15 protein-coding genes and 1 tRNA gene are annotated in these 13,442 nt (G+C 65.2%); 5 read left to right on the forward strand and 11 right to left on the reverse strand.

The genetic code is table 11. The features are described 5' to 3' along the window. Window positions 1-121 precede the first annotated feature (121 nt). Window positions 122-490 carry a hypothetical protein gene (locus ACP7AB_RS16165; protein WP_425987610.1) on the reverse strand — a complete coding sequence of 123 codons (369 nt, stop codon included), beginning with the start codon at window positions 488-490 and terminating at the stop codon, window positions 122-124. A gap of 363 nt (window positions 491-853) precedes the next feature. Here ACP7AB_RS16165 and ACP7AB_RS16170 point away from each other — a divergent pair, with 363 nt between their 5' ends. Continuing rightward, complete coding sequence (locus ACP7AB_RS16170) at window positions 854-1,144, forward strand: hypothetical protein (RefSeq protein WP_425987609.1); 291 nt, start codon at window positions 854-856, stop codon at window positions 1,142-1,144. A gap of 246 nt (window positions 1,145-1,390) precedes the next feature. Here ACP7AB_RS16170 and ACP7AB_RS16175 read toward each other — a convergent pair whose 3' ends face one another. Continuing rightward, a complete protein-coding gene (locus ACP7AB_RS16175) occupies window positions 1,391-3,178 on the reverse strand; it encodes a tetratricopeptide repeat protein (protein WP_425987608.1) in 1,788 nt (595 codons plus the stop codon). Window positions 3,179-3,316: 138 nt separating this feature from the next. Between ACP7AB_RS16175 and flbT the strand changes: the two genes are divergently transcribed. From flbT to ACP7AB_RS16190, 3 genes are all read left to right on the forward strand, one after another. Beyond that, on the forward strand, window positions 3,317-3,700 hold the full coding sequence (gene flbT, locus ACP7AB_RS16180) for a flagellar biosynthesis repressor FlbT (RefSeq protein ID WP_425987607.1): 384 nt from the start codon (window positions 3,317-3,319) through the stop codon (window positions 3,698-3,700). After that, entirely contained in the window at window positions 3,697-4,062 is a 366-nt protein-coding gene (flaF, locus tag ACP7AB_RS16185) for a flagellar biosynthesis regulator FlaF (RefSeq protein WP_425987647.1), read from the forward strand. The genes flbT and flaF overlap by 4 nt, the downstream gene beginning before the upstream one ends. A gap of 189 nt (window positions 4,063-4,251) precedes the next feature. Beyond that, a complete protein-coding gene (locus tag ACP7AB_RS16190) occupies window positions 4,252-5,082 on the forward strand; it encodes a flagellin (RefSeq protein WP_425987606.1) in 831 nt (276 codons plus the stop codon). Between the two features lie 448 nt (window positions 5,083-5,530). Here ACP7AB_RS16190 and ACP7AB_RS16195 read toward each other — a convergent pair whose 3' ends face one another. The 9 genes from ACP7AB_RS16195 to ACP7AB_RS16235 form a co-directional block, all read right to left on the reverse strand. Then, window positions 5,531-6,190, reverse strand: coding sequence for an exopolysaccharide biosynthesis protein (locus tag ACP7AB_RS16195; RefSeq protein ID WP_425987604.1), 660 nt, complete (start codon window positions 6,188-6,190; stop codon window positions 5,531-5,533). A 76-nt stretch (window positions 6,191-6,266) separates the two neighbouring features. Beyond that, complete coding sequence (locus ACP7AB_RS16200) at window positions 6,267-6,902, reverse strand: exopolysaccharide biosynthesis protein (protein ID WP_425987602.1); 636 nt, start codon at window positions 6,900-6,902, stop codon at window positions 6,267-6,269. Window positions 6,903-7,064: 162 nt separating this feature from the next. Further along, window positions 7,065-7,448 (reverse strand): type II toxin-antitoxin system VapC family toxin, encoded by a 384-nt coding sequence (locus ACP7AB_RS16205; RefSeq protein ID WP_425987600.1) that lies wholly within the window; start codon window positions 7,446-7,448, stop codon window positions 7,065-7,067. Further along, entirely contained in the window at window positions 7,441-7,929 is a 489-nt protein-coding gene (locus ACP7AB_RS16210) for a helix-turn-helix domain-containing protein (protein ID WP_425987598.1), read from the reverse strand. The genes ACP7AB_RS16205 and ACP7AB_RS16210 overlap by 8 nt, the downstream gene beginning before the upstream one ends. Before the next feature lie 36 nt (window positions 7,930-7,965). Further along, window positions 7,966-9,129 (reverse strand): acyl-CoA dehydrogenase family protein, encoded by a 1,164-nt coding sequence (locus ACP7AB_RS16215; protein WP_425987596.1) that lies wholly within the window; start codon window positions 9,127-9,129, stop codon window positions 7,966-7,968. Window positions 9,130-9,173: 44 nt separating this feature from the next. After that, complete coding sequence (locus ACP7AB_RS16220) at window positions 9,174-10,682, reverse strand: glycoside hydrolase family protein (RefSeq protein ID WP_425987594.1); 1,509 nt, start codon at window positions 10,680-10,682, stop codon at window positions 9,174-9,176. Window positions 10,683-10,760: 78 nt separating this feature from the next. After that, window positions 10,761-12,170: a magnesium transporter gene (gene mgtE, locus ACP7AB_RS16225; RefSeq protein WP_425987592.1), complete on the reverse strand. Its 1,410-nt coding sequence runs from the start codon at window positions 12,168-12,170 to the stop codon at window positions 10,761-10,763. A gap of 65 nt (window positions 12,171-12,235) precedes the next feature. Then, window positions 12,236-12,320: transfer RNA gene (locus ACP7AB_RS16230), tRNA-Leu, on the reverse strand. A 42-nt stretch (window positions 12,321-12,362) separates the two neighbouring features. Beyond that, window positions 12,363-12,614: a FliM/FliN family flagellar motor switch protein gene (locus ACP7AB_RS16235; RefSeq protein ID WP_425987590.1), complete on the reverse strand. Its 252-nt coding sequence runs from the start codon at window positions 12,612-12,614 to the stop codon at window positions 12,363-12,365. A gap of 76 nt (window positions 12,615-12,690) precedes the next feature. On the opposite strand from ACP7AB_RS16235, the gene lipB reads away from it, so the two are divergent. Continuing rightward, window positions 12,691-13,431 carry a lipoyl(octanoyl) transferase LipB gene (gene lipB / locus ACP7AB_RS16240; protein WP_425987588.1) on the forward strand — a complete coding sequence of 247 codons (741 nt, stop codon included), beginning with the start codon at window positions 12,691-12,693 and terminating at the stop codon, window positions 13,429-13,431. Window positions 13,432-13,442 lie beyond the last annotated feature (11 nt).

The following is a 13,442-nucleotide window of genomic DNA, read 5'->3' on the forward strand; positions in this document are numbered from 1 at the left end:
CTACGCCCTCCCTACGCCCCAACCCTCGCAAGCGGTGCGCTCGTGACGTCCATCCAGAACACCAAAAGGGGGTCCCTATTGCACGCCTATAGGGGGTCCCTTTTGGACGCCGATTGACACCTCAAGGCTTCACCTGATCCCAAACGGATCTAGCTCTTGTTCGGACCTGCGCCTCGCTGCCGGAATGGCCGTTGTCCAAAAGCCACTGGTGCATGGCGGCTTCAATGTCCGCCTGCCTTTTTGGCTGCAAATCGCCGCTGTGAAGCTGTCCAATTATGCCAACAAGAAGCGGCTCCCAATACTCCTTGCGAGGGCGTCCCACTGCGGACGATGCCGCTGTCACAGGTGCGGTTGCCTGTGCCTTTGGTGACTGAGGATGGAAACCTGCCGTCACCTCAAGCTGGTCTGGATCTAATCGAACACCGAAAAACTGCCATAGCTTGCCTAAGTCAGATGGATAGCCTGCCGAGTTCAACTCGTAGAAATCCAAGTCTCCGTCCGTCCAGAATGACCCAGTCTCCTCCGATGTAACCTGCGACCACACACCTGTCGGTACGGCATTGAGTCCAAGCCTCTCTAGCTCGGCCCCTCTTTCGGTCACCACTACTGCCTCACAGGCGGCTTGAAGAACACCCGCTCCAAGACGCCTGCGCAGAAGCCTTATGGCCGAACTGCGATCAAGGTACGGGAAGCCCCTGAGAGCGACGGACGGGGTTATCCACGCTGCTCGAAAAACCTCAACAGTTAGTAGCGGCTCGTCTGCGTCATCCCCCATCCCGCCATCATGTCGAGACTGTCAGGATTCGCAACGTGCGGTATCGACGGGAACCGCGAACGGTGATCATTTTCTGGCATGAACCGAGAAAATCTTCCGCCCCATTGGCAGGCGATTGCCGACAACAACGATGTCTCAACAGCACTGATCGGGGCGCTGATGGCGGCTATGATGCGTCAGAAGCTTATTGCTCGTGATGACCTATCGAGCCTCATATCCGACCAAGCTGACGCGCTGGAAGATGCTCCACAATCAGTCAGAGATCGAATTCAGGACTGGGCAAGGGCGCTTCGGGCTGATCAGCGCCCAACGTTTCAGGTGATTGACGGAGGGCTATCGAAACAGCCCGAGACGCCGCCTGACGACTGATCGTCTCAACGTAGCCTCGGGCCGCCCGTGCCGACCTGTCTTCTTCGTTATGGCTCATTGGGTCACTCACGTATATAGGTCCCCTAAATAGAGCCGAAGGTTGTTTTCAAAGACGAATTCGGACGATCCGTTGATGGGTATGGCCTTGTCGTCATCATAAACCGTGCCTCCGCGCGAAGGCGGGGATGCATGGAAATCCATTTACCTTGCGCGAGCTCCCTCTCCCGCAAAGGAAAAGGCAGGAGGTCAGCCGACCCCAGGCTCGAGCGCCGCGCGCACTGCCGCGATCGCCTTCGGCCAGCCATCGAAGCCGCCGGTCGCGAAGGTGCGGACGCGCGGATAGAAGGGGTAGCGGTCGGTGTTCAGCAGGTGCCAGTCGTCCGCAGCGTGGATCAGCCAGGTCCGCGCTCCGGTCGCAGCCGCCAGGTTGGTGCCGGCGATGCCGGGACCGATGACGAGGTCCAGCGCGTTGGACAGGGCGGCAAGGTCGTCCAGGTCGTCCTTCAGATTGATCGGCGGCGTCCAGATCTTCACCCCGGCGGCTTCGGCGGCGGCGAGGTCCTCGGTCACGTCGCCGCACTGAAGGTTGACCATGATGCAGCCGGGCGCCGTCAGGACCGGCTCCCAGCGCTCGAAGCTGGAGAAGTAGCGGGCGCGCACGCCGGTGAGAACGAGGCTCTTCCAGTGCAGGCCGATCTTCAGGCCCGGGCCAAGCGCTTCCAGTTCGCCCTTCCAGTGGGCAACCCGCGCGGGGTCGGGCGTCAGATAGCCGTCGCGGTCCGGGAAGGCGGCCAGGCTCTGGCGATAGACGGCGCTGAGGCTGGCCATCGGGGTCCAGCAGTCGGCCTTGCCGTCAGTCTCCGCGACCTCCTCCATGAAGGGGCAGTAGCGGGTCAGGCGGCCCTCGATCCGCACCGCCCGGTGCCCGCCGACCACGGCGGTCGGGAAGGAGCGCTGGTAGAGATCGACCAGGCGGGGTTCGACGGCGATGAAGACCTTGCCCTCCGGGCCGACCGCTTCGATCACGTCGGGCAGGCAGGTCCCGAACACCATCTCGTCGGCGATGCCCTGTTCGCCAACGACCAGCAGCCGTTTGCCGCGAATGTCCTCGGTCTCCGGATCCCACCGTGCAGCATCCACCACGACGTGCATCGCCTCGGGCATTTCCGGATCCAGCCTGACTTCGTAGGCGTCAAAGCCCTCCTTGAGGCGTCCCAGGCCCATCAGGGTCATGGCCCGCGCCATCCGCATCATGGCGTGCTCGTAGGGGGTCTCGGCGCCCTTCAAGGCTTCATCCAGATCGTCCAGAGCCTCTGCAGGCCGGCCCAGTGGCTGGAGGACGTTGGCGCGGTTGTAGCGGGCCTTGGCGAAGGCCGGGTCGATCCGCAGCGCCTCGTCGAAGAAGGTCAGGGATTCCCTCATCTGGCCCTGGTCGCTGAGGACCGTACCGAGCGTGTTCCACAGGGTTGGATTGGTCTGCTCGATCTGGATCAGCTCGCGCAGGGCGTCGATGGCTTCCTGGTAGCGTTTCTGGTCGCGCAGGACGCAGGCCAGGTTGTTGGTGCCCTCGATGTGGCCGGGTTCGACCAGCAGGAATTTCCGCAGCAGCTTCTCTGCGATGTCCAGGTGGCCGAGACGCTGGGCCAGGCGGGCCAGGTCGTGGGCGATGTTTGCATCCTCGGGCAGGATGCGTAGCGCCGCGTCGTAGGCGTTCAGCGCCTCGGACAGATGGCCGGACTTCTCGCGGCAGATCGCCAGGACGTGCCAGGCCAGACCGTTCCTTTCATCCGTCTGGAGGATCGCCAGGCAGCGGCGCGCGCCGGCGTCATAGTCGCCGACCCGGATCGAGGCGACGGCCGCCTTCAGCGATTCGATCGTCTTCTTCTGGGCCTTGAGGCTGGATCCCTTGCGGTCGGCGAGCGCGTGCGACAGCCGCCGGATCGCGGCTGGGGAGGCGGCGTCGCCGGCCGACCCCTGGGCCATCGGCATATGACCCAGGGCCAGTTCGGAGGGCGAGGGATCGACGACGGGCATGGCGGGTCTCGGCGCGGGAGAAAGGCTGATAAGGGGCAATACGGCCGCGCTCTAGAACACATGGTTAACTACGGCTGTTTAGCCTGCGTCAGTCACCGCCCGGCTATGCCGGAATCAAGCGGACGCAGGAGGGCGCCGATGCCGTTGAAACTTTCCTTGAAGCCGGGGGAGAAATTCGTCCTGAACGGAGCCGTCGTGCAGAACGGCGACCGACGCGGCGTGCTGATTCTGCAGAACAAGGCCTCGGTCCTGCGCGAGAAGGACATCATGCAGCTGGAGGACGTGACCACGCCCGCCAAACGCATCTATTTCCCGGTCATGATGATGTACCTGGACGAAAGCTCCGCGCCCAAGGTCTACGACGAGTTCGTCACCCGCCTGACCGAGTTCATGAGCGCCACCCGCAACCCGGCCGTCATGGTCGACTGCGTTGCGGCGTCGAAGCACGTGATGGCGCGCGAATACTACAAGGCCCTGATGAGCGCGCGGAAGATCGTCGACTACGAGGAAAGCCTGACCTGATGTTGAAGGCCTACGCCCAGGCGTCGACGCGTACCGAGACGCCGCGTGAGATGGAATACCGCCTGTTCGGACAGGTCACGCGCGCGCTGATGCACGCCGCGACCGTCGATATGAGCGACGTGAAGACCCGCATCGACGCCCTGGACTGGAACCGTCGTCTCTGGTCGGTTCTGGCCACCGACTGCTCCGATTCCGACAACCAGCTGAACAATCCGCTGAAGGCCCAGATCATCTCGATCAGCCTGTTCGTCGGCCGCCATTCCTCGGCCGTCATGCGCGGCGAAGAGGATTTCGAGCCCCTGATCGACATCAACCGTTCGATCATGCAGGGCCTGGCCCCGCAGGCTACGCCCGCGCCCTGAGATCCGTTCGGGTGGGCAAAGTCGGGCGCTGACCGGCGGGAAATTGCCGAGCGCCGCGACCGCCGCGAAACTTTCCCAATCCTTTCAATCTGATCGGCCCGGCGCGGTCCTTGCGAGACCGCGCGCAGGACCAGAACCGGTTCAACGGCCAGAAGGCCGCTCCCCCGACCAGAATGGAAGGACTCTACCATGGCCAACTCGGTCAATACGAACCTTGGCGCGCTCGTCGCGCTGCAGAACCTGAACGCCACCAACGCCGATCTGGCGATGACCCAGACCCGGATCAACACCGGGAAAAAGGTCTCCAGCGCCAAGGACAACGGGGCCATCTGGGCGATCGCCCAGGGTCAACGGGCCGACATCGGCGCCCTGGGGGCGGTGAAATCCTCGCTCGACCGCGGCATATCGGCGGTGGACGTGGGACTGGCGGCCGGCGAGAGCATCTCGGATCTCTTGCTGCAACTGAAGGAGAAGGCACTGGCGGCGACCGACAAGTCGCTGTCGACGGCATCAAGGAAGGCGCTGAACGAGGACTTCAAGTCCATCCGCGACCAGATCAACACGGTTGCCACAAACGCCGACTTCAACGGGATCAACCTTTTGAAGACCGGCGCGACCGGCTTCCAGGCTCTGGCCAACGCGGCGGGTACGAGCTCGCTGACGGTCACCCCCGAGGTGCTGTCGCTGGGTTCGACGAACGTCACCGTTGCGACGACCACGACCATCGGCACCTCGACCCTGGCCACCACGGCTCTGGGTCTGGTGAACGCCTCGATCGACAACGTCTCCTCCGCGCTCGCGCGTCTGGGCACCAAGTCGAAGGCTCTGGAGACCCACCGCACCTTCGTCGGGAAACTGACGGACGCGCTGGAATCCGGAGTGGGTAATCTGGTGGATGCCGACCTGGCGAAGGAAAGCGCCAAGCTCCAGTCGCTGCAGACGAAGCAGCAGCTCGGAGTCCAGGCGCTGGGCATCGCCAACCAGGCGCCTCAAATCCTGGTGTCGCTGTTCAGAAGCTGAGTAAGCGTACAGGACGCCGGGGAGTTCGCTCCCCGGCGTTTTGCTTTCCGGGGCGCTATCGCCCGGCTCGGCGAGCTTCGCTGATCGAGCGTGGGTTGGGTCATCGCTCGCTGCTTGAGCGTGGCGATCACGAAATGCGGAGGGGGGCTTTGCGAAAGCTCCGAACCACCCCTACCTTCAACCCCCCTGTTCAACAGTCGAAAGGAGGTGATCAAGTGATCTCATTGTCCCAAACCCGTACGGTGACCGAAGCTTGGTCCTCTTGCGAGGTCCGGGCCTGATCCTTTCAGGCTGCTAAGGTCCGACCGTAACGCGGTCAGACAATGAGGCCCGCCGGATTCGTCCGGCGGGCCTTTTTGTTTGCCTGTGTGTTGCGCCCTACCGCTCGACGCGCCCCCCGGTCCGATCTTCGATCGGCCGGAGGACAGGCTCTGTCTCGCTGTTTGAGCTAGGAGAAGAGCCCCTGGACCCCGTCGCTCACACTCAGGAACCAGCCGGCGCTGGCGAGGAACAGGCGGGAGATCAGCTCCCACGCGGCCCAGACGAAAATGCAGAAGCCGGCGACGCCGAACCAGGCCGCGCCGATCAGGAGGCCGTCGCGCTGCATCAGGCCGAATCCGAACAGGGCCACGAACAGGGACGGGAACAGGTTGCCGCCGAAGATCGGTAGCATGACGATGAGGGTCAGCAAGGTCGTGACGACGCCGATCACGACCTCGGCGATTTCGCTGCTCATGAAATCGAGCCTCGGTCTGGACAGTTTCTCCACGAACTGGAGCGGCTTGCGCACCTTGCCGATGGTCGCGCGATAGTTCTCACGTGGCAGGCTGGACTTCAGCGCCCATCGGGGCATCCAGAGCTGATCGCGGCGAATGACCAGCTGCAGGCAGATCAGCAGCATGGGCGCGCCCAGGATCGTCGTCGAGCCGGGGATGGGGGAGGCGATGGCGTTGATCAGGCCGAAGAAGACCATCAGGGCGCCGAAGCCCCGCTCGCCGAAGGCGTTCACCAGCTCGCCGAGATACAGCTTCGGATCGTCCTTGGCGCCAATGTCGTCGAGCACCCGCGAGAATGGCCGGTGGTCGCTCTGAAAATCGTAGTCGGGCATCAGAGATGGGCTCGGCAAGGGGTTATGACGATCTATGCACGCAGGCGACGAACCGCCACTTAACATTCCGAAAGAACTAGACGATCTGACCGAACCAATCGAACCCGGCGGTGAAGCCCGCGACGACAAGGTTCCAGGCGAGGATGAGGACGGCCACCGTGACGCCTGTCATGATCCAGCCCAGCAGCACCGCCAGGCCGTCCCGCTGCATGATGCCGAGCGAGAAGAAGCCGATCGCCACGGCCGGGATCAGGTTTCCTCCGAAGACGGGCAGGACGAGTATGGCGGACAGGCACAGGCAGGCGAGGCCGATCAGGCCCTGACCCAGACGGCCGGTCAGGAAATACAGACGCGGCCGCGACAGGGCCTCCGAGAACCGGATGATCTTCATCAGCCGGCCGCTGAGGGTGCGGAACCTGTCCCGCTTGACCGACGCCCGGCCGAGCCATCGGGGCAGCCAAAGACTGTCCCGGCCCCAGGCCAGTTCTGCCGACAGGAACAGCAGGGGCGCACCGGTCAGGGTCGTGCCGCCGGGTGGCCAGGGCAGCATGTTGACGATGGCGAACAGCAGCATGACGGCGCCGAAGGCCCGTTCGCCGAACGCCTCGACGATCTCGCCGAGATGCAGCCTCTCGCCGCCGTGCGCGCCCATCCGCTCCAGCGTATCGGAGAAGCGGCGGGGGCGGCCGGTCGAGGTCTCCGTCAGGCTCATGAGGCGACCTTAGGGCCCGAAGGCGACGGTTTCGAGCGGATCAATCGCGGCGCTTGGCCGACAGGGCGGCGCCAGCGGCCGTTTGCCGTGCTGCCGATCTGGCTGGCATGAGTGTGTCTCCTTGTCCGGAAGGAAGTCGACGCCAGCAAGGGAGGTTCCCGCCTAGCGGATCTGGTGGACCTCGACGTCCGCCGACACCCGGTCCCAGTTTCGATCGGCCGTAAGAACCGGCAGTGACAAGGTGGCGGCCAGAGCCAGACAGGCGCGATCTCCCAGCGACAGACCTGCGGTCCTCGTCTTCTCCCGCAACAGTCCGGCCCGAACAGCCGTCTGTGCGTCGAATGGGACTACGGTCAGCCCCAGGGCCTCGACCATCGAGAGGGCCTGCCGGTCCGAAAACTCAAGGTCGAGCAACCGGGTTACTACTTCCGTCAGATTGACCGAGCTGATCAGCCGGCCGGCGCGCATGTCCGCCAACCGCTCACCGCCCGGTTCGCCCTTCAATGCCGCCAGCACCACCGAGGCGTCGATGACCGCCCTATTCACGCGCGGCTTCGGCGCGCCGATCGGCGATAAACTTTCCAACCACATCCATGTCGGAAGGTACGCGTTGTGCGAACATCTTGCGAGCAAGGGCTAGGGCGTCAGACGCGGATGTTACGTTCACCGATCCCGCTGTCTTCACGAAAACGAGTTGATCGCCGGATGCGAAGCCCAGCTTCTCAACCATCTGCGGCGTCAGGACGGCAGATCCATCCGGACCGACATTGACGGCCCATCGACCGTCACCGAGATCGTGTGCCGCAAGCTGATGATCGAACTCAACGGCCGTCTCTGACAGACCCAGAAGCGCCGCAGCCGAGACTTCGCCGTTGGTGGCGTCTTCGATACGCTTCGCCAATGTACTCGATGGTCGTCGCTGGCCGTGGCGAATAGAACTGAGGGTTCCAGCGCCGAGCCCCAATCGTTTTGCAAGCTCGGCCTGACTGCCGCGCCTGCGTGAGAGATATTGGTCGAGGTTTGCCACTTGCGAACTATAGGCTTGCCAAAGTTCGCGTGCAACTTACGACCCCAGCAACTCCCGTCCGATCAGGAACCGCCGGATCTCGTTCGTGCCCGCGCCGATGTCGTAGAGTTTGGCGTCGCGGACCAGCCGCTCGACCGGCCATTCCTTGGTGTAGCCGGCGCCGCCGAGGGCCTGGACGGCCTCCAGCGAGACCTTCACCGCGTTCTCGGAGGCGAGGAGGATGGCGCCGGCGGCGTCGTAGCGGGTGGTCTTGCCGGCGTCGCAAGCTTTGGCGACGGCGTAGACATAGGTTCTGGCCGAGTTCAGGGCGACATACATGTCGGCGACCTTGGCCTGCATCAGCTGGAAGGAGCCGATGGCCTTGCCGAACTGTTTGCGCTCGCGGACGTAGGGCAGGACGACGTCCAGCGCCGCCTGCATGATGCCCAGCGGACCCGCCGCCAGCACCGCCCGCTCGTAGTCGAGGCCGCTCATCAGGACCCCGGCGCCCCCGCCGACCGGGCCCATGACACTCTCTTCGGGGACCTCGCAATCCTCGAACACCAGTTCGGCGGTGTCCGAGCCGCGCATGCCCATCTTGTCCAGCTTCTTCGAGACGCTGAAGCCCTTCATGCCCTTCTCGATCAGGAAGGCGGTGACGCCGCCGTTGCCCTCGCCGGTTCGTGCGTAGACCACCAGGGTCTCGGCGTGGGGGGCGTTGGTGATCCAGAATTTGGCGCCGTTGAGGACGTAGCGATCGCCGTCCTTGCGGGCCTGGGTGCGCATCGACATGACGTCGGAGCCCGATCCGGCCTCGGACATGGCCAGGGAGCCGACGTGTTCGCCGCTGATCAGCTTCGGCAGGTATTTGCGTTTCTGCTCGTCCGTGCCCCAGCGGCGGATCTGGTTGACGCAGAGGTTGGAGTGGGCCCCGTAGCTGAGGCCGATCGAGGCGGAGGCGCGGGAGACTTCCTCCATCGCCACGACGTGCTCGAGGTAGCCCATGCCGAGGCCGCCGTCCACTTCGGGAACGGTGATGCCGTGCAGACCCAGTTCGCCCATCTCGGGCCACAGGTCGCGGGCGAAGGTGTTGGTCTCGTCGATCTCGGCGGCCCTCGGCGCCAGGCGGTCGGCGGCCCAGCGGGCCGTGGTCTCGCGGATCATGTCGGCGTTCTCGCCGAGGCCGAATTCCATCGATTGGGGTGCGTTCGGAATGCTCATGGCGAGCGGCGTAGCACGATCCCTACCGGGGTGGGGAGGGGGAGTCAGTCCCCGCCGGGCAGACCGAAGCGACGGTAGAGGTTGATCGACGACACGCCGACACAGGCCAGGCCGATCAGGGCCAGAACCCAGCCGATCAGGGTCAGCTCGTTGCCGCCGGAGTGTTCCGCCGCGCGGCGGAAGGCCGCCATCGAGGCGCCGAAGGACACCAGGCCCACGCCGCCCATGAAGATGAAGGGGCCGGTCTCGCTCCAGTCGAAACGGGCCGGAGCCTCCATCTCGATTTCGTGGCGCATGATCGAGCCGCCGCCATGGGTCAGGGTCAGGTCCTCGCCGAACAGATTGCTTTCCGAAGCGTCAGGCGCGTCGCGTTGCTCGGGCGTCCACAGGGGACGTTCCATGGCGGATTCGGGCGCATCCTCCAGCGGGGTCAGCACCAGTTCGGCGACCGGGGCCGGATTGACGACGGCGGTTTCGACCGGAACAGCCGCCAACTCGGCGATCGCCGCGGTTTGATCGTTTTCGGGTGCGGTCTCGACAGCCTCGGCCAGGGTCGTTTCGACCGCAGGCCCGGTCTTGCGGACCTCGGGCGCGGTGGGCTCCTCGTGGACCGTCGCCGCCTGAAGGAAGGGCAGGGGGCCGATCATCACGGAGCTGTAGGGCGCGTAACGGGTCGCGTTCAGGATCACGGAATCGACGACCGGCGCGGGGGTGGACGTCGGCTCCGGGGCGGTCCCGATCTCTACCCTGGGGGCGGCTTCGATATCCGCCTCGGGAGCCAGTCGTTCGTCGCTCGCCGTCTCGCCAGCGGGCTCCGGCGAGACGGCATCCGTCTCTGGCAGATCAGCGGCCGAAGGATTGTCGTTGGAGGGCGCGGGCGGCGCCTCGGTCTGGACGATGCGGGCGGTCGATTCGCCCAGCAGGGCGGCGACAGCGGCGGCTCGCGGGTCGACCGGAGTGGAGACGTCCTCGCCGGCGGCCGGGACCGGCTCGGGTTCGCTCAGGGTTTCGGTCCGGGATTCGACCTTCGGCTCGTCGAACGGAACGACGACGGCGGGAGGAGGCAGGGGGGCGGACAGCAGGTCGGACAGAGCGACCGGCGTCAAAGGATTGGCCACGAACAGGGCACGCTCGGCGGCGCGGCGGCGCAGGGCGGTCTCCGGCAGGGCGGGCTCGGGCCATCCCATCATGGCGTCAGCAGCCTCGCCGGGCGCTCCGGCGTTGAGACGCTGGCGGACGTCGGAACCGGCGAAACGATCGACGCCGACCGAGAAGGCGAAGCTGACGAGGGCGTCGAACTGATGCTGGTTCAGGTTGCCGGGGACAGCCTCATTGATCGACGCCTCGACGGGCAGGAGGTCGTAGCGCAGCAGCAGTTCGGCGTCGGATTCCGACACCGAGGCGCCCTCGCGGGCGGACAGCGTGTGGCCGTAGCCGATGATCCAGCCGCCTTCGGCGCGCTGGATCGCCCGGGGCCGGAAACCCTCGAAACTCTTGATCAGCACGATCCCCTCGCGGGAGACCTTCAGATTCTGCCTGGCTGCGTCGGACACCGGTAATGACCCAAATCGAGACAGGGCGCGGTCGCCCCACGAGGGAGGGAGCAAGGGTCGCGCCGTTCGACTTTGTTCTTACAACAGGACGATGGTCGCGAGGCCCAGGAAGATCAGGAACCCGAAGAAATCGGTCGTCGCCGTGACGAAAACGGCGGACGAGACGGCCGGGTCGAACTTCAGCTTGGACAGGGTCAACGGCGTGAGGACTCCGACAGTCGCGGCGACGACCAGGTTCAGCACCATGGCCGCGCCGATGACCAGTCCGATCTTCCAGTCCTCGTCCCGGAACCACAGCGCCGTGGCCAGGCCGATCAGCGGGGCGAGGATCAGGCCATTGGCCAGGCCCACGACCAGTTCGCGCATGAAGGTCCTGGGCGCGTTCGAGCTGTTCAGTTCGCGCGTCGCCAGGGCCCGCACGGTAACCGTCAGCGCCTGTGTTCCCGCGTTGCCCCCGATGGCTGAGACGATCGGCATCAGAATGGCCAGGGCGACGATCTGCTGGATGGTGCCTTCGAACCAGCCGATGACGCTGGCGCCGATGACGGCTGTGATCAGGTTGATGGCCAGCCAAGGCACGCGGCCGCGCACGATCTCGGTGACGGAAGACCCGCGGTCCTCGTCCTGAACACCGGCGAGGCGGAGGATGTCCTCGCGGTTCTCTTCCTGGATGATGTTGACGATGTCATCCACGGTGATCTGACCGACCAGACGGCCCGACGCATCGACCACCGGCGCCGAGATCAGGTGATATTTCTCGAAGACATAGGCGACCTCTTCCTGGTCGGTGTCGGCGGCGATGGCGTTCACCGGCTCCATCAGGTCCGACAGCTTCACCGTCCGCGCGGCGCGCAAAAGGCCGCTGATGGGAATGCCGCCCACCGGGCGGTTCAGCGGATCGACGACATAGATGTCGAAGAAAAGCTCGGGCAGGTCCTCACCCTGGGCCCGGACGTGATCGATGGTGTCGCCGACGCTCCAGAACAGGGGCGCGGCCATGACCTCGCGCTGCATCAGGCGGCCGGCGGAGTCCTCCGCATAGCCCAGCGAGCTTTCGATCGCGGCGCGGTCGGTCGCCGGCATGGCGGCCAGCACCTTTTCGCGCTGGTCGTCCTCCAGGTCCTCGACGACGGCGGCGGCGTCGTCGGAATCCAGTTCCTGCAGGGCTTCGGCCAGCGTGCCCGGGGCGACGCGTTCCAGCACCTCCTCACGGATGCCGTCGTCGAGCTCCGGCAAGGTCTCGGCCAGCAGTTCGGGCGGCAGCCACAGGACCACCACGCCGCGATGCTCGGCGGTCAGGAAACCCATCAGGTCCGCGACGTCGGCGGGGTGCAGGTCTTCCAGCAGGGAGCGCAGCCGCATCCCGTCGCCGTCGTCGGCGGCGTCGACCACCTTCTCCACGAAGGACGCCGTCAGGACATAGTCCTCGTCCAGCGCCTCGTGGTCTTCGTTGACGTCGGGATCGAGAGTGGCGGTTCGTTCGCTCACGCGGGGGCCTCCCTCTCTCGATGTGAATCAGCCTGGTAGTGCTGGATTCTTAGTCCCTAGTCTGATGGTGCGGTCGAGAAGACTCGAACTTCCACGGGTTGCCCCACAGCGACCTCAACGCTGCGCGTCTACCAATTCCGCCACGACCGCTCGCATCGGAGGGGGGCTGATAGCGGAGAGATAAAGCGGCGTCTAGGCCGAGCCGGCCATGAAGTCGTAGAGGTCGGCGGGGCGGGTGACGGTGATGGCGATCCGGTCTTCGCGAATTTCGATCTGGCCGCGGGCGACAGGGTGGTTATTGGCGAGGATCCAGACCTCGTCGTGTTCGGAGGCGTCGAGCGGTATCACGGCGCCGCGGCCCATCTTCAGCAGCTGGGACATGGGCAGCACGGAGCGGCCCAGCACGATGGACAGTTCGACATCGACGGCTTCGATCTGGCTCAAGGGATCTCCGGATACGCTGGAGGGTACTGGCGGCAAAACTTGCATTGGCGGCCCTCACGCTCACATTGAGGCCATCATGCTTGCCGAGCCGTTAAGCGCCGCCGTTTCCCCGCTGATCCGCCCCGACGGTCGTCCCGTCGAATGGGTCGTCGAGCCCGGCTATGTCCCCTACGAGGACGCCGTCGCCGAGATGGAGGCCCGCGTCGCCCTGATCGCGGCCGGCGAGGCGGCCGAGCGGGTCTGGCTGCTGGAGCATCCGCCGCTCTATACGGCGGGCGTTTCGGCGAAGGATGACGACCTGATCGACGCCGGGCGCTTCCCGGTCCACCGGACGGGGCGGGGCGGGCAGTTCACCTATCACGGGCCGGGCCAGAGGGTGGCCTATGTCATGCTGGACCTGAACCAGAGGGGCAAGGACGTGCGCGGCTTCGTGCGCGGTCTGGAGCGATGGCTGATCGAGGCGCTCGGCGAACTCGGCGTCGCGGCCGATGTGCGCGAGGGACGGGTCGGGGTCTGGGTCGTCCCGGATCGCCGCTCCGCGTCTTCCCGGATGACAGGCGGAGAGGCCAAGATCGCCGCCATCGGCGTCAAGGTCAGGAAATGGGTCAGCTTCCACGGCATCAGCCTGAACGTCGAGCCCGATCTGGATCATTTCAGCGGCATCGTGCCGTGTGGCATCGCCGAGCACGGGGTGACCAGTCTGCTGGACCTGGGCGTCCCCGGGACGATGGACGAGGCGGATGCGGCCCTGAAGACAAGTTTCGCCCGTGTCTTCGGTGCGGTCGAAAATGACCCAACCGCCGACATGCGCTCTTAACGTTGAAGCTC

The sequence above is a fragment of the Brevundimonas sp. TWP3-1-2b1 genome (assembly GCF_049896165.1).
In the GTDB taxonomy this organism is placed as follows: domain Bacteria; phylum Pseudomonadota; class Alphaproteobacteria; order Caulobacterales; family Caulobacteraceae; genus Brevundimonas; species Brevundimonas subvibrioides_B.